Source organism: Pseudomonas sp. A-RE-22, from assembly GCF_019956035.1.
Lineage (GTDB): Bacteria > Pseudomonadota > Gammaproteobacteria > Pseudomonadales > Pseudomonadaceae > Aquipseudomonas > Aquipseudomonas brassicacearum.
The window spans coordinates 29489-53173 of sequence record NZ_JAHBCZ010000035.1; the positions used below are offsets into that span (position 1 = coordinate 29489).

18 protein-coding genes are annotated in these 23685 nt (G+C 63.1%); 9 read left to right on the top strand and 9 right to left on the bottom strand.

What is annotated here, in order from left to right:
* Nucleotides 1-41: 41 nt before the first annotated feature.
* Nucleotides 42-878 (top strand): AraC family transcriptional regulator, encoded by an 837-nt coding sequence (locus KGA89_RS18470; protein ID WP_223472230.1) that lies wholly within the window; start codon nt 42-44, stop codon nt 876-878.
* 54 nt (nt 879-932) lie between these two features.
* Nucleotides 933-1535: a LysE family translocator gene (locus tag KGA89_RS18475; RefSeq protein ID WP_003202101.1), complete on the top strand. Its 603-nt coding sequence runs from the start codon at nt 933-935 to the stop codon at nt 1533-1535.
* 58 nt (nt 1536-1593) lie between these two features.
* Here the strand turns inward: KGA89_RS18475 and aldA are convergent, their stop codons facing one another.
* Genes aldA through KGA89_RS18495 form a run of 4 tightly spaced genes read right to left on the bottom strand, consistent with a single transcriptional unit; the run spans nt 1594 to nt 6348 of the window.
* Nucleotides 1594-3027, bottom strand: a complete 1434-nt coding sequence (aldA, locus tag KGA89_RS18480; protein ID WP_013693422.1) for an aldehyde dehydrogenase — start codon at nt 3025-3027, stop codon at nt 1594-1596.
* A gap of 11 nt (nt 3028-3038) precedes the next feature.
* Entirely contained in the window at nt 3039-3839 is an 801-nt protein-coding gene (locus KGA89_RS18485; RefSeq protein ID WP_223472231.1) for an aldolase/citrate lyase family protein, read from the bottom strand.
* Entirely contained in the window at nt 3836-5035 is a 1200-nt protein-coding gene (gene rhmD / locus KGA89_RS18490) for an L-rhamnonate dehydratase (protein ID WP_003202093.1), read from the bottom strand. Before rhmD ends, KGA89_RS18485 begins: the two co-directional genes overlap by 4 nt.
* 17 nt (nt 5036-5052) lie before the next feature.
* Nucleotides 5053-6348, bottom strand: coding sequence for an MFS transporter (locus KGA89_RS18495; RefSeq protein WP_003202091.1), 1296 nt, complete (start codon nt 6346-6348; stop codon nt 5053-5055).
* Between the two features lie 123 nt (nt 6349-6471).
* Between KGA89_RS18495 and KGA89_RS18500 the strand changes: the two genes are divergently transcribed.
* Together KGA89_RS18500 and KGA89_RS18505 are read left to right on the top strand one after the other, a co-directional pair.
* Nucleotides 6472-7422, top strand: a complete 951-nt coding sequence (locus KGA89_RS18500; protein ID WP_223472232.1) for a LysR family transcriptional regulator — start codon at nt 6472-6474, stop codon at nt 7420-7422.
* 132 nt (nt 7423-7554) lie between these two features.
* A complete protein-coding gene (locus KGA89_RS18505; protein WP_223472233.1) occupies nt 7555-12657 on the top strand; it encodes a dermonecrotic toxin domain-containing protein in 5103 nt (1700 codons plus the stop codon).
* A 134-nt stretch (nt 12658-12791) separates the two neighbouring features.
* Here the strand turns inward: KGA89_RS18505 and KGA89_RS18510 are convergent, their stop codons facing one another.
* Together KGA89_RS18510 and KGA89_RS18515 are read right to left on the bottom strand one after the other, a co-directional pair.
* The gene (locus KGA89_RS18510; RefSeq protein ID WP_223472234.1) at nt 12792-13739 is read right to left on the bottom strand and encodes a class I SAM-dependent methyltransferase; all 948 of its coding nucleotides are present in this window, start codon (nt 13737-13739) and stop codon (nt 12792-12794) included.
* Between the two features lie 70 nt (nt 13740-13809).
* Nucleotides 13810-14493, bottom strand: a complete 684-nt coding sequence (locus KGA89_RS18515; protein ID WP_003202085.1) for a murein L,D-transpeptidase catalytic domain family protein — start codon at nt 14491-14493, stop codon at nt 13810-13812.
* Nucleotides 14494-14655: 162 nt separating this feature from the next.
* Between KGA89_RS18515 and KGA89_RS18520 the strand changes: the two genes are divergently transcribed.
* Entirely contained in the window at nt 14656-16218 is a 1563-nt protein-coding gene (locus KGA89_RS18520; protein ID WP_223472235.1) for a murein L,D-transpeptidase, read from the top strand.
* Between the two features lie 2 nt (nt 16219-16220).
* Here KGA89_RS18520 and KGA89_RS18525 read toward each other — a convergent pair whose 3' ends face one another.
* Nucleotides 16221-16847 carry an NAD(P)H-dependent oxidoreductase gene (locus tag KGA89_RS18525; RefSeq protein WP_013693418.1) on the bottom strand — a complete coding sequence of 209 codons (627 nt, stop codon included), beginning with the start codon at nt 16845-16847 and terminating at the stop codon, nt 16221-16223.
* A gap of 86 nt (nt 16848-16933) precedes the next feature.
* Here KGA89_RS18525 and KGA89_RS18530 point away from each other — a divergent pair, with 86 nt between their 5' ends.
* The 4 genes from KGA89_RS18530 to KGA89_RS18545 all read left to right on the top strand — a co-directional run bounded on the left by KGA89_RS18530 (nt 16934) and on the right by KGA89_RS18545 (nt 21604).
* On the top strand, nt 16934-17557 hold the full coding sequence (locus KGA89_RS18530; RefSeq protein ID WP_003202078.1) for a TetR/AcrR family transcriptional regulator: 624 nt from the start codon (nt 16934-16936) through the stop codon (nt 17555-17557).
* 585 nt (nt 17558-18142) lie between these two features.
* Nucleotides 18143-20704 carry a nitrite reductase large subunit NirB gene (gene nirB, locus KGA89_RS18535; RefSeq protein WP_013693417.1) on the top strand — a complete coding sequence of 854 codons (2562 nt, stop codon included), beginning with the start codon at nt 18143-18145 and terminating at the stop codon, nt 20702-20704.
* Nucleotides 20704-21090 (top strand): nitrite reductase small subunit NirD, encoded by a 387-nt coding sequence (gene nirD / locus KGA89_RS18540; RefSeq protein ID WP_003202074.1) that lies wholly within the window; start codon nt 20704-20706, stop codon nt 21088-21090. The genes nirB and nirD overlap by 1 nt, the downstream gene beginning before the upstream one ends.
* A 73-nt stretch (nt 21091-21163) precedes the next feature.
* On the top strand, nt 21164-21604 hold the full coding sequence (locus KGA89_RS18545; protein ID WP_003202071.1) for a CBS domain-containing protein: 441 nt from the start codon (nt 21164-21166) through the stop codon (nt 21602-21604).
* A 45-nt stretch (nt 21605-21649) separates the two neighbouring features.
* Here the strand turns inward: KGA89_RS18545 and KGA89_RS18550 are convergent, their stop codons facing one another.
* The gene (locus KGA89_RS18550) at nt 21650-22687 is read right to left on the bottom strand and encodes an AraC family transcriptional regulator (RefSeq protein WP_013693416.1); all 1038 of its coding nucleotides are present in this window, start codon (nt 22685-22687) and stop codon (nt 21650-21652) included.
* Complete coding sequence (locus KGA89_RS18555) at nt 22684-23598, bottom strand: GGDEF domain-containing protein (protein ID WP_057450700.1); 915 nt, start codon at nt 23596-23598, stop codon at nt 22684-22686. The genes KGA89_RS18550 and KGA89_RS18555 overlap by 4 nt, the downstream gene beginning before the upstream one ends.
* Nucleotides 23599-23685: the final 87 nt, after the last annotated feature.

Genomic DNA, 23685 nt, shown 5'->3' on the forward strand with positions numbered 1-23685 from the left:
AGTTAATCTGCCAAGAGCACATTCACCAAGCGGGATAGGGCATGACAGCGCGCAACTGGATCGATCTCAAGCAGGACGCCACGTCCGGTATCGAGACCGTGCGCGCGCATTTCGAGGGGCATGCCTATGATCCCCACTGGCATGACACCTATCTGGTGGGCGTGACCGAGCAGGGCGTGCAGCAGTTTCATTGCCGCCGCCAGCAGCACAACAGCACGCCGGGCAAAGTGTTCTTGCTCGAGCCCGGCGAGCTGCATGACGGCAACGCCCCTCACGACCACGGGTTTACCTATCGCACGTTGTACCTGGAGCCTCAATGGCTGGAGCGCGAGTTGCGTTCCTTGTTCGACGTGGCGCCGGACAACGCCCAACTGGGGTTTGCCGCGACCCTGACTGACGATGCGCGGCTGGCGAGTGCCACGGCCATGGCCTTCCGGAGCCTGCACGAGCAGGAGATCCGCATCGTGCGCCAGACGGCCCTCGATACGCTGTTGGCCAACCTGACCCAACACCTGCACTGGCGGACGCGGATCAACCCGGATCCGCGGCTGCCATTGGTGGCGCAGCAGGCCCGGGATTATCTGCACAGTCACCTGAGCGAAGACATCGGGCTGGACGACTTGGCGCAGGTCACCGGCGTGGATCGTTTCCGCCTGACCCGTGCGTTCAAGGCGGCTTTCGGCCTGGCGCCCCATGCCTATCTGATCCAGTTGCGCCTGGCCCGCGCCCGGCGCTTGCTGGCCGGTGGCGAGAGCGTCGTGGCGGTGGCGGCCATGCTCGGTTTTGCCGATCAAAGCCACCTGGGCCGCTGGTTCCAGCGCGCCTATCGCCTGAGCCCGGCGGACTACCGCAAGCGCTGCTCAATTGTTCCAGACTGACCACGGTTTAGTGGGGATGATCAAGCCATCGATCATTCACCGAGATGTTGCTCCATGGACCAGTTACTGCCGTTTGCCTTGTTCGCGTTTGTCGCCTCCATCACCCCGGGCCCGACCAATATCCTGGTGCTGAGCCATAGCTCGCGCTTCGGCCTGGCAACCACCGTGCCGATCATCCTCGGTGCCTGCGCGGCGGCGGCCTTGCTGGTGCTTTTGGTCGGCACCGGGTTGGGAGACGTGCTGGCGCGCCATGCCACGATTCAGACCCTGCTCTCATGGGCGGGCATCGCCTGGTTGAGTTGGATGGCCTGGCAGATTTTCAGCGCACCGGCCCAGGCCATCGACCCGGACCGTCCCGTCGAAGGCCCGCGGCTGGGCTTGGCGGGGGCTGCCGGGTTGCAGTTGGTGAACCCGAAAACCTGGATGATGGCGTTGGCGGTGGTCAGCGTCTTCGCGGGGGCGGAGGCCGACCGCACCGTGCGGGTTCTCTGGCTGTCCCTGGCATTCTTCGCCATTTCGATCCCGTGCATGACCGCCTGGGCCTACCTGGGCCGCGGCGCCGCACGGTTCTGCCGCTCCGCCGTGGCGATGGGACGGTTCAATCGGGTCATGGCGGTGATGCTGCTGGTATCGGCGTGGTTGACCTTGGTGGTCTGAGTCTCGAGGGCGCTGGCTCCCGCAGGGGGCGAAGTTCCCCCTGAAGGGCAATCGCCGGTCAGCTTTGCAAGTACACCGCATGGGTATGGGTGTACTCATACAAGCCATGCTTGCCATCGGCCCCGCCAACCCCGGACTTGCGCACTCCGGCATGGAACCCCTGCATGGCTTCGAAGTTTTCGCGGTTGACGTAGGTCTCGCCAAAGTCCAGGCCCCGAATGGCGTGCATGGCGCGTCCCAGGTCCCGGGTATAGACCGAAGAGGTCAGGCCATAGTCGCAGTCGTTGGCCAGGGCGATCGCTTCGTCCAGGTCGTCGACGATCTGGATGGGCAGTACCGGACCGAAGATTTCCTCGCGCATGATGTCCATCGAGGCGTTGCAACCGGCGAGCACGGTGGGTTCGAAGTGGAAACCGTCGGGGCGGTCTGCCACGCGGCCTCCGCTGATCAGGCTGGCACCTTGCTGCAGGGCGATCCGCACTTTGCGCTCGACGCTGTCCAGGCCCTGGCGGTTGATCAAGGGGCCCATCTCGACATCGGGCTCGGCCAGCGGGTCGCCGTAACGGGTGGCGGACATGGCCGCGCTGATGCGTTCGATGAATTGATCGGCGACCTTGCGCTCCACGTAGACCCGCTCGGCACAGTTGCAGACCTGACCGGTGTTGATGATCCGTGAGTCGCGAATTGCCTTGACCGCCAACGCCAGGTCAGCGTCCGCCAAGACAATGGCCGGGGCCTTGCCGCCCAGCTCCAGGTTGAGTTTGGTAATGTTCGTCGCAGCCGCCGTCATGATCCGCGAGCCGGTATCAACGCTGCCGGTAAAGCTGATCATGTCCACGCCTTTGTGGCCGCTCAGGGCCGCGCCCACCTGGCCGTCGCCACACACCACGTTGAATACGCCGGGAGGCAAGTCGGTTTCGGCCACCAACCGGGCGAATTCGAAGCAGTTGTTCGGGGTTTCTTCGCTGGGCTTGATGACGATGGTGTTGCCGGTCAGCAGGGCCGGCGCCATCTTGCGGGCGATCAAAAAGAACGGGAAGTTCCACGGCAGGATGCCCGCGACCACGCCCAAGGGCTTGCGGAACAGGAAGATGTTTTCCCCGGGCCGGTCGCTGGTGATGATTTCGCCTTCGATGCGCCGGGCCCACTCGGCCATGTAGTCGAGGTAGTCGGCGGTGAAGTTCACCTCCACTTCGGCCAGGGCGCTGATCTTGCCTTGTTCCAGGGTGATGGTGCGCGCCAGGTGCGCAACGTTCTCCCGCAGTTTGCTGGCGATGCGCCGCAGGTAACCGGCGCGCTCGATGGCCGGTTTCGCCGACCAGGCTTTCTGCGCAGCGCGGGCGCCAGCCAAGGCCTGATCGACATCGGCGCAAGTGGAGGCCGGGACCCGGGACAGCAATGCGCCGGTGGCCGGGTTGTACACGTCCAGGTGCGCTTCGCTGTGGGTGAACTGGCCGTTGATGAAGTTCTGGAACACAGGAACGGATGACATGACAGGCTCCTTCAGTAAGTGCGCGACGGCACTTGGACGGTGGCAGGTTCGCGATAGCGGGCGAGGGTGGCCTGGGCGCTCTGGCGCAGCAGACTGATGTCGATGGCCACCGCAATGAACTGGCAGCCCCAAGCCTGATAGCGACGCGCATCGGCTTCGTTGGGCGCCAGGATGCCGCAGGCCTTGCCCGCTGCGAGGGTGGCGTCGACCGCGTGCCGGATGCGCTCCTGTACCTCGGGATGTCCCGGGTTGCCTGCATGGCCGAGTCCGATGGACAGGTCGGCGGGGCCGATGAACACCGCGTCCACGCCCTCGACGGCAGCGATCGCTTCGACGTTTTCCACGCCCGTGCGCGATTCCACCTGGACGATCAGGCACAGTTCTTCATGGGCGGTTGTGAGGTAGTTCGCCACACCGTCCCAACGAGTGGCGCGGGTCAGGCCGCCGCCCACACCACGAATACCATGGGGCGGATAACGCATGGCGCGCACCAGGGCCTGGACCTGCTCGGCGGTTTCGACCATGGGAACCATCAGGGTCTGGGCGCCGACATCCAGCAACTGCTTGATCAGGTTGGCGTCGCCAGTCACCGCGCGCACCACCGGCGCGGTGGCATAGGGCGCCACGGCCTGGAGCTGGCCGAGTACGCTGGGTACGGTGTTGGGCGCGTGTTCGCCATCGATCAGCATCCAGTCGTAACCGGTGCCGGCGATGATCTCGGCGGCATAGCCGGTGGCGAAACCGGCCCAGATACCGTACTGGGTTTGCGTTGAGCTGAGCGCGGCCTTGAAGGCGTTGCGGGGCATGTTCATGGCGTGCTCCTTTCGCGGTGATAAGGTCGGTGCAACTGGCAATCCGGATTGAGCGTCACGCCGAAGCCAGGCTGATCAAGGACCGACAGGCGCATGCGGCCTTCCACCGGCACCGGTTCGCCCAGCAGTTGCGGATGGAACATCGGCACCACTTCGTCGGCCTTGGGCGCCATCATCAGGAATTCGGCGAATGGGCTGTTATGCCGGGTGGCGACGAAGTGATAGCTGTAGACCGAGGAGCCGTGGGGAATCACCAGCGCGTTGTGGGCGTCGGCCAGGGCCGAGATCTTCACCAGTTCGGTGAGGCCGCCACACCAGCCAACGTCCGGCTGGATGATGTCGCAGCAACCCATCTCCAGCAGCATGCGAAAGCCCCAACGGGTGGCCTCATGCTCACCGGTGGTCACCAGCATGCCCTTGGGCACGTTGTTGCGCAGCGCGGCGTAGCCCCAATAGTCGTCGGGCGGCAACGCCTCTTCGATCCACTTCAAACCGTGCTCGTGGGCGCCGATCGCGAGCCGGGTGGCGTAGTTGAGGTCCAGGCTCATCCAGCAATCAAGCATCAGCCAGAAATCGGGGCCGACCCGCTCGCGCATGGTTGCCAGGGCTTCGAGATTCTTGCGCAGGCCTTCCTCGCCTTCGGCCGGGCCATGATGCAAAGGCATCTTGCCGCCGATGAAACCCATTTTCTGCGCCAGGTCCGGCCGTGCGCCGGTGGCATAGAACTGCAATTCATCACGCACCGCGCCGCCGAGCAGTTGATGCACCGGCTCCTGGCGGATCTTGCCGAGCAAGTCCCAGAGCGCCAGGTCCACGCCGGAAATCGTGTTGATCACCAGACCCTTGCGGCCGTAGTAGAGCGTCGACTGGTACATCTGGTCCCAGATCTTCTCGATGTCGGTCACCCGGGCGCCTTCGACGAATCGTGCCAAGTGCTTTTCAACGATGTACGCCGCGGGCTCGCCACCGGTGGTCACGGCGAACCCGACGGTGCCATCGCTGGCTTCGATTTCCACCACCAGGGTACCGAGCACATTGATGCCGAAACTGCGGCGGCTCTGGCGGTAGTCCGGGTACTTGCTCATGGGCGTGGCGATGTGATCGTCGATCCAGTGGCCATCGGCCTGATCGTGATAATCGGCGCCGCCGCCTCGAAGCACGAAGGCGCGAACGTGTTTGATTGTGGGAATACCCATGTGTGCAGCTCCTTGAGTTAAACAGTGGCGGGCGTCTTCGAAGCACGTTGGCCGGGCGAGTGGATACCCAGCACCAGCAACGCGGCGATAACGGTGGTAACAGAGAGCAGGTAGAGGCCCGCGGCGGGGGAGTGGAAGGCGCCTTCGGCCCAATTCTTCAGCACCGGGGCGATAAAGCCGCCGAGGGCGCCAAAGGAATTGATCAACGCGATACCCGCTGCTGCCGCGCTGCCGGCCAGGTAGCTGGACGGAAAGGTCCAGAACACCGGCTGCACGGCGATGAAGCCGGAAGCGGCGAAGCACAGGGCGATGATTCCCAGCAATGGGCTGGACACACTCACCGAGCAGGCGATCCCGACGGCCGCCATCAGCAGGGTCAGCGCGGCGGTACGGCGGCGCTGGCCGGTGCGGTCGCTGTAACCGGGAATCAGGTAGGCCGCGCACAGGGCGCAGATCCACGGAATTGCCGTGACCAGCCCCACCATCAGCCCGACCTTGCTGCCCAACAGACCGCCGACCTGGGTCGGCAGGTAAAACACCACGCCATAGACGCTGGCCTGGATGAGCAGGTAAATCAGGCACAGGTACAACACAGAAGGCTGGCACAGCACGCTGAGCAGGCTGCGGCCGTGGGATTGTTTGTGCTGGTCCTCGGCATCGAGCAACGCCTGGACCTGCCGGCGTTCTTCGACCGTCAGCCATTTCGCATCGGCGGGGCGGTTGTCCAGATACCAATAGGCCCAGATGCCCACAGCCGAAGCCATCAGGCCTTCAACGGCGAACAACCACTGCCAGCCGTGGACACCGACAAAACCGTCCAGCTCCAACAACAGGCCCGACAGCGGGCTGCCGAAGATGAACGCCAGCGGCGCGCCGAAGTAGAAGAAGCCCATGGCCTTGCCCCGGGCCGCCGAGGGGAACCAATAGGTGAGGTAGAGGATGACACCGGGAAAGAACCCGGCTTCGGCCACGCCCAGCAAGAAGCGCAGCACGTAGAAACTCGTTTCGTTGTGGGCAAAGACCATGGCCGCCGACACCAGGCCCCAGGTCACCATGATCCGGCACATCCACAACCGGGCACCGACGCGGTGCAGGATCAGGTTGCTCGGCACCTCCAACAAGGCGTAGCCGGCAAAGAACACCCCGGCGCCAAAGGCGAACGCTGCATCGCCGATACCGGTGTCGGCCTGGAAGGCTTGCTTGGCGAACCCGACGTTGGCGCGGTCGAGAAAGGCCATGATGTACATCAGCAACAGGAAGGGCAGCAGGCGCCAGGAAATCTTGGCCAGCACAGACGCAGGAAGAGTCTTCATCGCGGGGTTCCTTTAGCAGGTATTTGTTCTTATGGGCTGGACTGTACGGCCGGCTAACGATGCGTTACAAATCGAATCTCGCTAACAAGCGATACCCTCAAGGTATCGATAAAGAGGCCCTCGATGACCCATCCCGTGCTGTCCCGCAGCCTGTTCAACCGCCTGCGCTATAAACATCTGCACATGCTGGTGGCCCTGAGTGCCAGCCAGAACCTGCATCGCGCCTCCCAGAGCCTGAACATGTCGCAACCGGCGGCGACCCGGATGTTGCACGAGATCGAGGACATGTTCGGTTGCGACCTGTTCGAGCGCCTGCCCCGGGGCATGCGCCCGACTGCCTTGGGCCAGGAACTGATCCGCTTCGCCGAGTTGGCCCTCAGTGGCCTGGACCGCTGCGCCGAAGACCTGCTGGCGCGTCAGCAGGGCGGTTACGGCTATCTGTCGATCGGCACCATCATGGGCGCCGCACCGGACCTGGTGATGGACTCCATCGCCCGCATCAAGGCCCTCAACCCACAACTGCGGATCCGCATCATGGGCGACACCAGCGACCAGGTGATCCAGTTGTTGGAACAGGGCCGTATCGACCTGGCCATCGCCCGACGCAACGCGGCCACCGACAGCAAGCACTACGAGTTCGAACAGTTGGGCAACGAACGCTTGCTGGTAGTGGTTCACGCCGGGCATCCCCTGGCGCGACGCAAGAAACTGGCGCTGGCTGAACTGGTCAGCGACTGGCCGTGGATCCTGCAACCGGAAACCAGTCCGGCACGCATCGGCCTCGATCAGGCCCTGCAACGCCTGGCGCTGCCAACGCCAGCGGACATCATCGAGTGCAGCTCGGTGTATTCCATGCAGCAACTGATTCAACTGACCGACGCGATCATGGTGCTCTCGGAAACCGCCTTGCGCGATTACCTGAAGATGGGCCTGGTGGTGGCGTTGCCGGTGGCGCTCGACGTGCAACTGGCGCCGTTCGGGTTACTGCGCCGCAAGGGTGAACCGGTGAGCCGGGAGTTGGGACTGTTCATCGATTTGCTGCGCAGCAAGGCAAACGGGCGAGCGGGGGACTGATTGGGGTCGCAACCCCTTGCAACGGTTGGGCGGTTTCAAAAAGCGCTTGTTTTCGCGAGCATCGCAGGCACATCAATTCAGTTTGCCTCAGCATCTCGAATGCTCAATCGACCCCAAGGAAGGAGGTCCATCATGTCCACTCAAGATACCCATGTCGATTTTATCCAGGCCCGGTTGCCCACCTGGCTGAAACGCGCGTCACGGGCCGACCAGGAGCGTTTCAAGGTCCTTGCCCAGCAACTGCAGCGTGACAGTGATGCGCTCAATGCACTGCTTGTCGACCTGCCGGCGCCGGAGACCTTCACGCGCAACTTGCTGCAAGCCCAGCCGGAAATACAGGCCTGGCCAGCGGTGAATGGCACCGGCGGTGCTGCCGATGCCATACGCCGGGCAAGGGTCAGGCGCGGCGCCTTCCGCTATGAGCCCTCGCTGTCAGTGGTGGAAGCGGCCATGCGCAATTACGCGCCCACCGAGGCAGTCACCGGCAGCGATTTCGACAACACGGGCCAGCTGTTCATTCAGGGAAAGCCGCAAGAGTTCCGCCCATGGAACGTGCCGTCGGATACCGTCTTATTACCCATGACCCCGGCTGAATTCGCCCGCCTGTGTCGGCGCATGGATGCCGGTGGCGCCTACCGCACGGTGCTTGAACGGCGGTTGCCGCGCATCGGCGCCGAGGTGCCTGCCGTTGCCAGCGCCTACATGGCGTACGCACGCAGCCTGCTCACCCATGACGCCTACGAGGCAAAGTTGGACGGGCGCCTCGATGAAGCCGGTGAGCGCCTGCTGGCCTACGCCGGCATTCAACTCCAAGCCCGGTCCATTGCGCCTCTGGCCTGCGAGGTCAAGTCGCTGGAGTTGCTGTCCGTGCCGCTGTTCGGTGCGCGGGTGTATTGGGGCGTGCAAGGGGACGCCAGAGGTGTGCGCCCGATCGTTCTGCACATGCCCCATGATGCGGTGGCACCGCTCAAGCAATTCACCAGTTTGCAGGCCATGTCTGCGGAGTTGACCGAGCGGGTACGTAGACGCAGCTATCGAGAAAGCCTGATGCGCTACCTGCCGCTGCGTTTGCAGGCCTGGCTGGGGACGGCCCTGCATGATCAAGTGGAGTGGCGGCTGGAGACCCACCCAAATGTGCTACAGGAAATCCATGCCCGTATCACGGGGTGGCGCGAGGGCGAACGGGGCGAGGACGGCAGCCGGATTCGGATACCCCTGCCCAAGGTGGCCTGGGGCTTGAGTGATTTGCGTGAGCCACCTTGGCCAGCCGGCTATCACGAATGGCGTGGCCATGCCTTGGCCAACGCCGCGGCGCTGATGGTCCCGACCCGGGACCAGGACTGGCAGGCGCTGCAGGCTCGCTTCGCGTATTGGGAAAGCCTTGTCGAGCGCACGCTCATGCTCGCGGCGACCTTCTTCCCGTTCTGCGCGCCCCTCGGCATGACGGCGGCAGCGGTCGGGGGCGTGCGGCTGGTGTATGAAATCTTCGAAGGTATCCAGGCCTTCAACGAAGGTCACGCCCAGGAAGGCATCGAACATATCTTCAACGTGTTGTTCGGCGTTGCTCAAGGTGCCTACCTGGGTTTCGTCGGTGGGACGGTGGAACCCATGCCCGTGAGTGACGGCACCACGCGCCTGTGGAATGGCGATGTCAGGCCTTTTGAAGCGAGACACTTGCCGCCTGTGGAAGCGGAGCAGGACGCCTGGGGTGTCTGGCGCACGCCAAACGAGGCGTGGGTGCGAATCGAGGACCGCTACTTCCAAGTCCAAGGCACGGGCGATGCCTTGGACCTGCGCCTGCCTGCGGGACATAAAGGCGTGCGCCCACCCCTGGAGTGGAGTCGTGCCCGTGGCTGGCGATGGGCGCATCGCAACCCCTTGCAACGGGGCCGCCTGGAGCTGTTGCGCAACTTCGCCGAGACGCCGGCCGAGCTGGACGACAGGACGATCCTCGTTATGCAGCGACAGGTCGGCATCAGCGACGCGCATCTGCGCTACTTGCAAGTAGAGGGGCAGCCGATGCCGGCGATACTCGCCAATACCCTGGACGAGGTCAGGTGTTGGCAGCAGGTGCGGTACACCATTGAACGGTTGCTGCGTAATGAAACGCCGCAAAGCGGGCACTTTCGCATCGTCCAGACGATTGTGGAGTTGCCGGGTTGGCCAAGCGACCTGACGTTGCGCTACCACGACGGCGTGGCCCTTCATCCCATTGGTGACCTGGCCGACACGCGCTCGCTCTATCTGCGCAAAGCGGACCTGGAACACGACGCGTGGGCCGAGCGTGTCCTGGCCGGCCTGAGCACGGCTGAACAGACCTCGCTGCTGGGCCAAGGCAGTCTCGGCTTGCCGCCCGTGGAGCGCAGTCGGCTGTTGGCCGGGCACTGGGCCAGGCATCTGCAGCGCAATACACGGCGGGTGATCGACGCCATGCTCCGTACCATCGGGCTAGATTCCCTGGCCGTCCCGCTGGTCCGGGCTTTTCCGGGCTTGCCGCAATCCATGGCCAACGAGCTTGCCAGCCAGGCTATCGGCCAGGACCGCGTGCGCCTGACTGAGGGCCGGGTGGGAGAAGACTTGGGCAGTCAATGCGCCGAAGCCCTGCGCGAGCTGCGCCTGAGCCGTGCCTTGCGTGCCCTGGAACGCGGTGAGAGCAGCGTTGATCGGGATCGCATCATCATGGGGCTGGTGGGTAGCGCTCCCCAATTGCAAGGCCGGGTGCGCCTGCGCCTGTTTCTGCGCGAGCTTGCGAATCCGCTGGAGGTGGGGGAAACCGGGCCGTTGAAAATCATCCGCCAGGAAGGCGAACAGTACCGCTCCTTTGACGAAGAGGGGCATGAACTGGCCGATGCCCTGGATCTGGAAGCGGCGTTGCTCAGAGCGCTGCCGGACGACGCTCGCCGGGCGCTTGGCTTGAACATCTGGCAGGGCGACACCCTGCGGACCTGGTTGCTCGCACAAGCCCTTGACGATCGGCCAGGCCTGCGTCCCTATTTGCTGATAAAACCCTTGGGCACCCGTGGCGCCCGTCCGCAATGGCTGAACGGGCGCTTGGGTTATCCGTTCAGCGGGCGTGGACGGCTTCCCTTGCAGGTTTGGAGTGGAAGCCTGGAAGCGCGTCTTGAGCGACTCTATCCAAGCTATGCCGGGAGTGAACTGGCGCGGCTTCAAGAGACCCTGGCCAGACAAGCCAGTCGCCAGCGCCTGAGCCTGGAGAACCTGGTCGCCCAACTGGAAAACCAATGGACCGCACTGGATCATGAGCTGCGTCAGTGGGAGGTCCATGAGGGCGCTCATCATCCGGCCGAGAACAGCCTCGACACCGAGACACGGCTCTCGCTGCGCCGGGCCGTAGCCGCGGAAATTCGCCGCGCCTGGCGACGCGCACCGGATCCAGGTCAAGAGGGCAGTGAGCTGGCATTGCGGCTGGTGGGGTACAACATCGGTCGTCTGCCGCCGATCAGCACGAGTTTTGAACATATAGAAGAGTTGTTTCTGGTGAACATGGGCCTGAGCGAGGACCCTTCGACGTTCCTGCGGCTGTTCCCCAACATGGACACGCTGCACCTGCAAGGCAACAACCTCACCGCGGTGCCCATGGCCGCGGGCGAGCTGCCCGGGCTGATAGAGCTGTCACTGAGCAACAATCCGCTCATGATGGACGAGGATGTCTTTGCGCCCCTGCTCGGTGCCGGTTCTGCGCTTCATTTACGGACGCTGCACCTGTCTGGAATCAGCAGCGGCGGGGAGGCGGGGGCCAGTGCAGCCATGGTCGCCGCTATCGATCGCCTGGACGGATTGATCTCCCTGCGTGAGCTGGTATGGGCTGACAACTTGCATTTCACCCGCCAGGAGCTGCAGGCCATCACCGCGTTACCCGGGTTGCGTACATTGGACCTGGCGCGCTGTGGTCTGCGCCTGGATCAGCAGGGCAGTGCGTTCCTGCGCACGGCCGTCGGCCTGGAGGAACTGCGCCTGAGCGGTAACAACTGCCGGGACCTGCCGGATTTGTCGGAGCTTGTGAACCTGCAGGAACTGGAGCTTTCCAGTACCGGGCTTGATCGAGTGCCGGCACTGGTTTTGACGGTGTTATCGAGACCTTCATCCGACATGCTCATTCTCGACCTCAGGGAAAACCGTATCGCCAACATCCAGGATGACCTACTGCCTGCCCTGGTCCAGTGGCCGAGGGAAGATCCCGTTGGGCTGTGGCTGGAGGATAATCCGTTGCCAAGCGCACAAATCCAGGCCCTTCGCGCAATGGTGCCCGAGGCTTTTCGCTACACCATCGACGATTGGCTGTATATCTCCCCCAGCCTTCAGCGGGCCTTGGAAGTTGCCCGCGATAACGCCGGAAACCGACGGTTCATCGATTGGTTCTCCGGCGCTATGCAGGAAGCCGATGCCCGTTCGTCTCTCGGGCTGAGCTTTGGCGATCGCCAGAGGGCGGCGGCTATTTTGCAGCACTATATCGGCTACCAGAACGCTCATGCGCCCTTGCCGGACTTGATCGCGGATTTCGATCAGCAACTGGGGCAACTGCGCGTGCGGCTGCAAGCGCGCAGTCTGGACCGGCAACAGCCAGACCTTGCTGAGCTGGAACTGCATTTCACGATGTTCGAAGCACTCCAGCGTGCTCGCCTCGAACGGCAGGGCGTACCTTTTGGAGGCTTCCTTATCGAGCACTACGCCTTTTGGAACCACATGCTGGCGGAGCGTTATCCGAACATCGAGCTGCGCCAGGCGCATATGACGCGGGCGGCGTTCATCGACTGGCTCTGCGACGCGCAGGACACTTTCAACAACAATGATCAATCCCCCCGTACCGGAGAAATGACCTGGCGTCCCTACCTGGGGTTGATGTCTCGCGACTGGTCCGAAGGGTTGGCGGTCTGGGAAACGGTCGATGACGATTTGGTGGACGCGTTCAGTGAACCGGTGAATCCATCCCGTTGGCCCCGGGTGCTGCTGGATAACCTGGCGCGACCGGATGCCGACCTGCCCAGCCCACTGGAGTCCTTCACGCAGGGCGACCGTACTGTCTGGCGCCGCACAGGACTCGAGGCCGTCGCGGATGTGAATTGGACTGCGGGCCAGCCGGTGACGCTCACCGAAGATCAGTTGCGACGTACCATGGCGATCTATCGCTCGCTCAAGAGCCGGGAGGTCGAGGCGCTGGTGCGTCGGATAACGACTGAGCTGGTCAGCGCCTGGTGGACGTCGGGAACGTTGTAGGAGCTGCCGGAGGCTGTGATCTTTTGATCTTTCGCTTGGGACTCAGGTGTCTGGGGAAGGATCGCAGCCTCGTTTCACTCGACAGCTCCTACACAGCTCCTACACAGGTGCTGTGGGCATGGTGGCGTCGCAGGTCAGTGGCCAGGCGTCGTCTTGAAGATCAGGGCCTTGAGGCCACACTCCAGATCGATGTCGGGAAATTCCGGCGGATTTTCCAGGCGTTTCTCGAAGACCAGCCCCGGCGCTTGCTGGGTAACGCCGTCGATGAGGAAATCCGCGCCGGTGGCCGGGTCGTTGCTGCAGGCCAGGACTGTGCCGTGGGCCGTCAGCAGTTCCGGCAGACGGCGCAATACCCGTTGATAGTCCTTGGTCAGCAGGAAGCTGCCTTTCTGGAAGGTCGGCGGATCGATGATCACCAGGTCGTACGGGCCACTGTTGATCACCTTGCCCCAGGATTTGAACAAGTCGTGGCCGAGGAAACTCACCTGGCTCAGGTCGTGGCCGTTCAGTCGATGGTTGTCGCGACCTCGGCTCAGGGCCGCACGGGACATGTCCAGATTGACCACATGCCGGGCGCCGCCGGCGATGGCCGCCACCGAGAAGCCACAGGTGTAGGCGAACAGGTTCAGTACCCGTTTGCCCTCGGCGTTGGCCCGGACCCAGTCGCGGCCATAGCGCATGTCGAGGAACAGGCCGTTGTTCTGCTTCTTGCCCAGGTCGATCCGGTAACGCAGGCCACCTTCGGTCAGGGTCCATTCGTCAATGGGCTCGCCCACCAGCCATTGGGTGAGGCTTTGCGGCAGGTAGCGGTGCTGTACCGCCAGCGTATGGGCCTTGCTGTGTTGCCAGGCCGGCGACGCAGTGAGCGCCAGCAGTGTCGCGATCAAATCGTCCAGGTACGTGGGTTCCGGCTCCTTGAACAGCGAGACCAGCACCACCCCTTGCAACCAGTCGACAGTGATTTGCTCCAGGCCCGGCCAGCAGCGACCGCGGCCATGGAACAGGCGCCGGGTTTCTTCTGGCGTTGACTCCAGGGCTGTCAGCAAATGGGCGTGAAGGGTTTGAAGGGCTACGCAATTCATTCAGGCAACGCCAGGGATTTGAAAGGCCGGCATTTTAACCGCAGGCTACCCCGGCGCAATCCCTGCCACCTTAACTGCCACTGCTGCCAAGAATGCTGGCAACCTGTTGCGGCTGGCAGTTGAGGTACGCCGAACGCTTGAGCCAACTGGGGTCCGGGTACCAGGAAAACATGAATTGACCGCCCTTGAGCTTGTCGATCACCTGGCGCGCTACCTGGGGACGTACGGCAGGGCAGCCCTGGCTGCGCCCGATGCGTCCCTGGCGCACGCTCCACAACGGGTTCACGTAATCGGCGGCATGGATCACGATTGCCCGATCACGGGCCTGGTCATTGAAACCGGGCTCCAGGCCGTCCATGCGCAGCGAATAGCCGTGGGTGCCCTGGTAGCTTTCCTGGGTGCGAAACAGACCCAGGCTGGATTGGTAGCTGCCCAGGCGATTGGAGAATTGCGTCGCGAAGTTTTCCCCGGATTTTTGCCCGTGGGCCACCAGGTCGCGCAATACCAGCTTCTGCTGACGCAGGTCGAAGATCCACAGGCGACGGGCCGTGGAGGGTTGCGAGTAGTCGATGACCGCCAGGTGGCGGGCTTGGCTGGCGCCATTGGCGACTGCGCATTGCATGGCGCTCAAGGCACTTTTGAGCGCCAGGGGATTGAGTTCCGGCGCTGCGTGGGCGAGGCTGTTGTAGAGCGTTTGCGAATTCGTCTTCTTTTCGGCCAGTGCCGGGCTGCAAATCACGCCCAGGCCCAGCATGACCAGACAGAATCGGCGCAAAAAGCCCTGTACAGGCGAAGCGTTTCCAGCGTGGTGTTCGTTCGCGGCATCCCGTCCGATTTCGTTTGTTTGCATGATGGCGGGTCGTACCTGTCGCAAAATTTACCGTCAGCGAGACGGCCATGGAGTGGAGTAAAGCAGTTGTTCAAAAAGTCCGCATGTTACCTGAGCCTTTTATTGCTCACTGCGCCATTGGTCGCGACAGCCGAAGACAGCGATCCGGCGCTCGTGCAGACGACACTGGCGCAATTGGCGGTCGCGTGTCCAAAAGTAGCGGCAAGTGTCGACTTTCAGGCGTTGCTCGACTTGCAGGCGTTCTATCAGCAAAACGCAGGCCAGGAAGCCTGGGCGGACGACGAACGACGGAGGGCGTTGCAGGTCCAGTTGCAACAACTGGCCGACGACGGCCTGGATCCAACCCGCTATAACCTACCGGCCCAGGGGGCAGACCAGGGTGCTCATTGTGTCGACATCGCCATCAGCCAACGCTACCTGAAAGCCTTGCATGACCTGCGTTTCGGCTATTTGCCCCAAGAGCGTCTGGAACCGGTATGGAAGGCCAACCCGCCGCCACAGGATCACCAGGCCGTGGTTCTGGCCATCGCCGGGGTAGGCCTGCAGAACGTCGCCAGTGCCTTTGAACAGGCCCGGCCGAACCTTGACCTTTATCGCAACCTGCGCGGGCTTTATGCCCGGCTGCGGCAACAGCCTTTATCCGACTGGCAACCCGTGCCCGGCGGGCCGCTGCTGCAACCGGACAAGCAGGACGCTCGCGTACCCGCCCTGGCCCAGCGACTGTTCAACGAAGGTTACTTGAGTACACCACCGTTGGTGACAGACGAGCACTACAGTCCCACGCTGGTGGAGGCGATGAAGAGCTTCCAGCTCCAGCATTCGCTGCAGGCCGATGGGGTGGTGGGGCCGTGGACCGTGACCGAGCTGAACATCAGCCCGGCCATGCGTCGCGAGCAGTTGCGCATCAATCTGGAACGCATGCGCTGGCTGGCCCAGGACGTGGAGAACGACAGCGTCCTGGTCAACGTGGCGGCGGCCCAGTTGACGGTTTATCGAGGCGGCGAGCCAATCTGGCAAACCCGCACCCAGGTGGGCCGTGCGCAACGGCAGACACCGTTGCTCAAGTCCCACGTCACCCGACTGACGCTCAACCCGACCTGGACCATCCCCCCCACCATCATGCGCGAAGACAAACTGCCCGAGATCCGCCGTGATCCGGAGTTTCTCGCCCGTCATAACTTGCGGATCCTCGACAGTGAAGGCCTGCCGTTGCTGGCAGAGGATATCGACTGGGAGCACCCGGGCAGCCTCATGCTGCGCCAGGATCCAGGCCCGAAGAATCCGTTGGGCAAAATGGCGATCCGCTTTCCCAATCCGTTCTCGGTGTACCTGCATGACACCCCGAGCCAGGCGCTGTTCAGCAAAGGTCCGCGAGCCTTCAGTTCAGGCTGCGTGCGGATCGAGCAAGTGATGCACTTGCGCGACTTGCTGGTAAGCCCGGCCGAACGCGCACGCACCGATACACTGCTGGCCAGCGAGACGACCCATGAGTTCCGGTTGGCCCGGCCCGTGCCGATCCTGCTGGGGTACTGGACAGCACAAGCGGACAGCCAGGGCCAGCCGTTGTACATCCCGGATATCTATGCTCGTGACGCGACATTGTCTGCTGCCCAGGGGCGGGCACTCTGAGGTCAAGCGCAGGCGGTGGCGGCGTGTGTGGTCTCGTCGAGCGTCGTGAACAGCCGCTGGCCGATAACGCTAGCGGCCTGCAAATGCTGGTGCGGATCGGCGGTTTCCGATTCGAGCAAACGTTGGGAACTCACCACGCGGGCGCCGCAGTAATCGAAAATGCCATGGTCGATCTGCGTGGTCATCGCCTCGCCATAGCCGTGGCGCTGGAAGCTGTCGGCATCGGCGCCACCGACCGCCACCAGGTGCACCCGCAAGTGCTGCAGTTGTTGGACAAACGGCTTGTCGAGGCTGAAATCGAATGCCCAGCCGTTGGAAAACACCCGGTCGATCCAGCCCTTGAGCAGCGCCGGCATGGACCACCAGTAAATCGGATAGACCAGCACCAACGTATCGGCACGATCGATCCTGGCTTGTTCGGCCAGCACATCCGCGGGCGGCGAGGCTTCGCGGTGGTGGACGGCATGGTCGGCAAAGCTGAAGCGCGGATCGAAGCCTTCGGCGGCCAGGTCGGCGATCTCGAACGTATCGGCGGGGTTGGCGCGGGTGATGCCCTCGGCGATTTTTCCGGCCAGGCTGTGGGTGAGGGAACGAGGGTCGTGGTGAGCCACAACGATCAATGCATGCATGGCGAAACTCCTTCTGGTCACGCAGTCTGGAAGACAGGTATGCTGGGTTAAGTTACGGTTAGTAAGTTACGGTTGGTAAAGTTAGCATGTCAAGCACTGATGAAAATCCGCAGTCTTCACCTCGTCGTCGTTTATCCCGGCATGACCGGCAGCGACAATTGCTGGATGTCGCCTGGCGACTGGTGCGGGAGGAGGGCAGCGACGCCCTGACGCTGGCGCGGCTGGCAGATCAGGCGGGGGTGACCAAGCCCATCGTCTACGACCACTTCATCACCCGGTCCGGGTTGCTGGCGGCGCTGTACCAGGATTTCGACGCCCGCCAGACCGCGTTGATGGACGCGGCCCTGGACGCCAGCGACGCGACCCTGCAAAGCCGGGCGGCGGTAATTGCTTCTTCCTACGTCGAATGCGTGCTGTTGCAAGGCCGGGAGATTCCCGGGGTGATCGCGGCATTGACCAGCACGCCGGAGCTGGAACGCATCAAGCGCGAATACGAGGGGATTTTCCTCGACAAGTGCCGCGCCGTGCTGGAACCGTTCGCCGGCACGAAAGGCATCACCCAGGCCGGTTTACGAGCGATGCTGGGGGCTGCGGAGGCACTGTCCAATGCCGCTGCCACCGGGGAAATCAGCGCTGGCGAGGCGAAGGAAGAGCTGCTGGTCAGTATCGTTGCAATGGTGAACAGGACCGTCGACACCCCTTCAAGCTGAACTACCGCTATCGCGAGCAAGCTCGCTCCCACAGGAAATTTGTACCGCCCCCAACCCCACGACCACCACTTACCCCTGTGGGAGCGAGCTTGCTCGCGATGACGGCGGCATATTCAGCCTCTTTGCCAACTGACCGACGGATATCGAGAGCAAGCCCCTCTTGAGGGCTGGCTGCACTTTTATGAAGCCGCAGGCGAGGTGTTCGCACCATCGCAAGGCAGTTGGCGGTGCTTGCGCAGCGGCGGCGGACGCCACTCAGCTTGCGGTGACAGAGCTGGCGTCTTCGCGGGCAGGCCCGCTCTCACTGGGGATTAGCGGTGCATGCGCGACCGTGAATAGGGGCTGGACGAGGTTTGGCACGCTCGCTGCAAGAGGCTATCCAGGCCCACCGCGAATACAGTCGAGTGGGCAACCCCGTCGGTCAACGAAGATCGAGTGCCAGCAGGCCGGGGGACAACGGTAGGTCAGGGCGCAGTCGCCGGGCCGATACCGCACAGAACAGGCAAAGACGCCTGGAACCGCAAGGTTTCAGGCGTCTTTTTTTTTGCTTTCAAAATCGTGATGGGCTTTTGCCGGGTGCTTTTTATGAATTCCAACGTTGCTTCTCTGAACAAGCTGCAAACGCTGATCGTGATCGGCAATGGCATGGTCGGCCATCACTGCGTCGAGCAACTGATCGAGCGCGGTGCCCTCAATCATTACCGTGTGCATGTGTTCAGCGAAGAGCCGATGCGTGCCTACGACCGTGTGCACCTGTCCGAGTACTTCTCGGGCCGCGATGCCGAGTCCCTGGCCCTTGGCGAAGCGTCGTTGTACCAGACCCCCGGCGTCACGTTGCACCTGGGTGTGCCGGTACTGGAAATCGACCGTGACGCGCATCAAGTGGTGACCGCCCATGATCGCCTTCACTACGACAAGCTGGTGCTCGCCACCGGTTCCTACCCGTTCGTGCCACCGATTGAAGGTGCCGAAGGCGATTCGTGCCTGGTCTATCGCACCCTGGAGGACTTGGACGCGATCCGCGCCGCCGCCAGCAATGCCCGTCGGGGCGTGGTGGTCGGTGGCGGTCTGCTGGGCCTGGAAGCGGCCAACGCCCTCAAGACCCTGGGCCTGGAAGCCCACGTGGTGGAATTCGCCCCCCGACTGATGCCGGTGCAATTGGATCCCCAGGGCGGCTTGGCCCTCAAGGCCCGTATCGAGAAGCTGGGCGTCGGCGTGCACCTGTCCAAGGGCACCCAGTCCATCAGCGTCGGTGAGCAATACCGTTATCGGATGAACTTCGGCGACGACGATTTTCTGGAAACCGACCTCATCGTGTTTTCCGCCGGCATCCGTGCCCAGGATGCCCTGGCTCGCCAAAGCGACCTGCAGATCGGTCCGCGCGGTGGCGTGGTGATCGACGATCATTGCCAGAGCAGCGACCCGGACATCTACGCCATCGGCGAATGCGCGGCCTGGAACGGCAGCATTTTCGGCCTGGTCGCCCCGGGCTACCAGATGGCCCGCAACGTCGCGGCCCGGCTGTGCGGCGAAAGCGCGGAAGCCTTCACCGGGGCCGACATGTCGACCAAGCTCAAGTTGCTGGGTGTGGACGTTGGCTCCATCGGCGATGCCCATGGCAACACCCCGGGGTCGCGCAGCTTCCAATTCATCGACGAAACCAGCGCCAGCTACCGGCGACTGGTGGTGGCCGCCGACGGCAAGCGCGTGATCGGCGCGGTGCTGGTGGGCGATAACAGCTACTACGACACCTTGCTGCAATACATGCAGAACGGCATCGCCTTGCCCAAGGACGCTGCCAGCCTGATCCTGCCCTCGTCCGAAGGCGCCCCGACCCTGGGCCCTGCGGCGCTGCCCGAAACCGCCACCATCTGCTCGTGCCACAATGTCACCAAGGGCTCGATCTGCTCGGCCATCGATGGTGGCTGCACTGATCTGGGCCAGCTCAAATGTGACACCAAGGCCGGTACCGGGTGTGGTGGTTGTGCGGCCCTGGTCAAGCAAGTGTTCGAGCATGAGTTGACTGCCCGCGGCGTCAGCGTCGACAAGAGCCTGTGCGAACATTTCGCCTACACCCGCCAGGAGTTGTATGCGCTGGTGCGGGTGGAAGGCATCATCAGTTTCGACGAACTGCTGGCCAAGCACGGTCGTGGCCACACCGGCTGCGACCTGTGCAAGCCGGCGGTGGGCTCGATCCTGGCGTCGTGCTGGAACCAGCCGATCATGGACCCGTCTCTGGTGCCGTTGCAGGACACCAACGACACCTTCATGGCGAACATGCAGAAAAACGGCACCTACTCGGTGGTACCGCGTATCGCCGGTGGGGAAATCACCGCCGACAAGCTGATCGCCATCGGCGTGGTCGCCAAGAAATACGACCTCTACACCAAGATCACTGGCGGCCAGCGCATCGACCTGTTCGGCGCCCAGTTGCACCAGTTGCCGGACATCTGGGCCGAGCTGATCGAAGCCGGTTTCGAAACCGGGCATGCCTACGGCAAATCCACGCGCACAGTGAAATCCTGCGTGGGCAGCACCTGGTGCCGCTACGGCGTGCAGGACAGCGTGCAGATGGCCCTGACCATCGAGGATCGCTACAAAGGCCTGCGCTCGCCGCACAAGCTCAAGTTCGCGGTGTCGGGTTGCACCCGCGAGTGCGCCGAGGCCCAGAGCAAGGACGTCGGCGTGATCGCCACCGAGAAGGGCTGGAACCTCTACGTGGCTGGCAACGGCGGCATGCGCCCGCGTCACGCCGAGCTGTTCGCAACTGACCTGGATGACGCGACGCTGATCCGCTACATCGACCGCTTCCTGATGTTCTACATCCGTACTGCCGACAAGCTGCAACGGACCTCGGTCTGGCGCGAAAGCCTGGAAGGCGGCCTGGACTACCTCAAGGACGTGATCATCCACGACAGCCTGGGCCTGGGCGCCGAGCTCGAAGCGCAGATGCAACTGGTGGTCGACCGCTACGAATGCGAATGGGCCAATGCCCTCAAGGATCCGGAAAAACTCAAGCGTTTCCGCACCTTCGTCAACGACGGGCGCGGCGATCCGGATGTTCACTTCGTCAGGGAGCGCGGCCAGCGTCGGCCGGTCCACGCCCACGAACTCCACCTGATTCCCGTTACCGAGGAGGTGCTCTGATGAGCCAGTCAAACGTCGTTCGTATTCCTGTCCGTGATGTCGCTCAAGAACCCTTGCAATGGCGTGCCCTGTGCAGCCGCGAGGACCTGGTGCCCAACTCGGGTGTGGTCGCCTGGCACGACGGCAGCCAAGTGGCGTTGCTGTACCTGCCCGAGCATCAGGACAAGCCGCTGTACGCCATCGACAATCGCGACCCCAAGTCGGGTGCGAATGTTATCGGCCGCGGTTTGTTGGGCAGCATAAAGGGTGACCTGGTGATTGCCTCGCCGATGTACAAGCAGCATTTCCGCCTGGAAGACGGCCACTGCCTGGAGTACCCGGAGCAAAGCCTGCGGGTATGGCCGGTGCGGCTCAATGGCGATGTGGTGGAGATTGGCGAAGACTGACCAGCTTACCCATTTGTGGCGAGGGGGTGGTTTAGCTCGAATTATTGTTTGATTCGCAACCTGGGGATTAGTAATGAAAACCGCCGCCCAACTGGTAAGACTCAAGAGCGTGCAAAATCAGCAGGTCCACAGCATCGCACCGGAGCAGACGGTGCTCGAAGCGCTGCAGATCATGGCCGAAAAAAATGTCGGCGCGCTGCCGGTGATCGAGGACGGCCAGGTGGTGGGTGTGTTCAGCGAGCGGGACTACGCGCGCAAGATGGTGCTCAAGGGGCGCTCATCGGTGGGGACGACGGTGCGCACCATCATGAGCGCGCCAGTGGTCACCGCCGACAGCCAGCAGAGCATCGACCGCTGCATGGAAGTCATGACCGACAGCCACTTGCGGCACCTGCCAGTGCTGGATAACGGGCAGTTGATCGGCCTGCTGTCCATTGGTGACCTGGTGAAAGAGGCGATTGTCGAGCAGGCGGATTTGATCCGGCAGTTGGAGCATTACATCCGCGGGCACTGAGCCCGCAGGGAATTTATCTGTGGGAGCAAGGCTTGCTCCCACAGTTCAGCCCAACATCAGCAATTGCCGGATCAGATTCGGCGTGCTGCCGGTCCAGCGCTTGAATGAGCGCCGAAAGTTCGCCGTATCGTTGAAGCGCAAGTACTGCGCCACTTCCTCGTTGCTGAAGCCCTTGACCTGATACAAATACAACGCCACATGGGTGTGCACCCGGTCCACCTGTTGCTGGAACCCGGTGTGGTGCTTGTGCAACTTGCGCTTGAGGGTTGCCGGGCTCATGGCGAAGGCCTGGGCGGTCTGCTCCAGGCTGGGCGTCTGCTGCACATGAGTGTGCAGGTAGTCGTAGATACAATCCAGGAAGCTTGAAGCGAAACCCAGTTGATCGAGCTGTTCCCGGGCTTCGATCCGCGCCACCTGGCCGGCGGTGGCGGAAACGTTGGGCCAGGGCTTGGCGAGGCAGTGGCGGGGCAGGCGCATCAGGTCCAGGGGGCGGTCGAACTGGGTGTGCTCACCCAGATGCACCCAATATTGCTCGATGTAGCGCGGTTCGCTGTGGCGAAAGCTGCACTGCCAGGGCAGGCGTTCGCCGCTGAGCCAGGCGCTCATCGCCACCATCGAGGTCATGCTCGCCTCCAGTACGAAGCGCCATTGTTCATCGGCGCCGCAGCTGTCCAGCCAATGGACATAGGCATAGTGCTCGTCCAACAGCAGCCTCGGGGCGGCCAGCGGGCTGAGAAGCGCCTGTTGGTCGATCAGGGTCTGCAGGGCCTGATGCAGATTCTGCGCGTGGCGCAAGGCGTGGCTCGCGGGTCCGTAGTGGCCGGGCAATAGCCGCTGGCCAAACAGGAAACTGCTGTCGCTGGCATCCAGCAGGCGCCGGCTATTGTCGATCAGGCCGAGGAACTGCTGCGGACTGATACGGCTCTGTCCGGCGAGGATATCGTCGTGAAACAACCCGGTGCCGCGCAGCAGGCGATGGCTGTCGATGTCCCGCGACAGCGCCAGGTCGATCAGTGCGGCAGGTTGATAGTGCCCCGGAATGAAGCGGCTGTCGGTTTCGTACCAGCATGTCTTGAGCGTCATGCGCTTTTCGCCAACGTGGTCCGGGACTGGGCCAGCGCCAGGTTCAGGCGTTTGAGCAAGGCCTCGGGAGATTCGTCGAACGCCATCACCACCGCCGTGCTGGCGACCAATTGCAATCGTTCGCTGTGTAGCCGGGTCTTGTGGGCCAGGCTGCGCACCGCAATTTCCAGTTCCAGGGCCAGGCGCCGGGCCTGGCTCTCGCCGGTGTCGGGCAGCAGCACCACGAAGCGATCGCCGGCCAGGCGGCAGAGCAGATCCTGGCGTCGCAGGTTCAATACCAGCAACTGGCTGACGGCCTGGAGCACCGCATCGCCTTCGCCGTGGCCGAAACGCTGGTTGATGGCCGTGAAGTTGTCCAGGTCCAGGGCCAGCAACGACAAGGGTTGCTGGCGGCGTCGACTGTCTTCCAGGCTGGCGGACAGTTCGTGCTTGAGAAAGTCGGCGCCGCCCAACGGCGTGAGTTTGTCGAACAGGCGATGCTCGCGGAACAGCCGCTCACGTTTTTCCATCTGCCCGTTGATCGCCAGTTGCTCCCGGTGCCAGTGATAGATGCCGAGGGTCAGCAGGATCATGCCCACCGGCATCGGCCCGGATTCGAGCCAGTGGTCCCAGGTGATGCTGTCGGGCAGGCGGATGAATTCATCAAGGCTGTCGATCCACCAGGAAAAGAAGATGCAGCCCAGGCCCAGGATCAGGTAGTTGGTGACCCGTCCGGCCGGGCGGCTTTTCAGCACCAACCCCAGCCAGACCAGCGCCAGCAGCGCCGAGCCACCTTCGCCGAGGATGTCCAGCCAGACCCATTCGGCGACGGGTTTGAGTTCGCCGCTGGCCAAGTGCAGGATCAACCCGAGGTTGGCCGCCAGCAGGAGCAGGGCGAGTTTGAGGCGGTGCGGGCGCAGCACGGAGAACATGGCCGGAATCCTTTGCCTGAAGCGGAATGCGACCCAGCACAGCAGATGGATGTGACAGTGCGGTGACGGCGGGGGATGGGGTGGGGG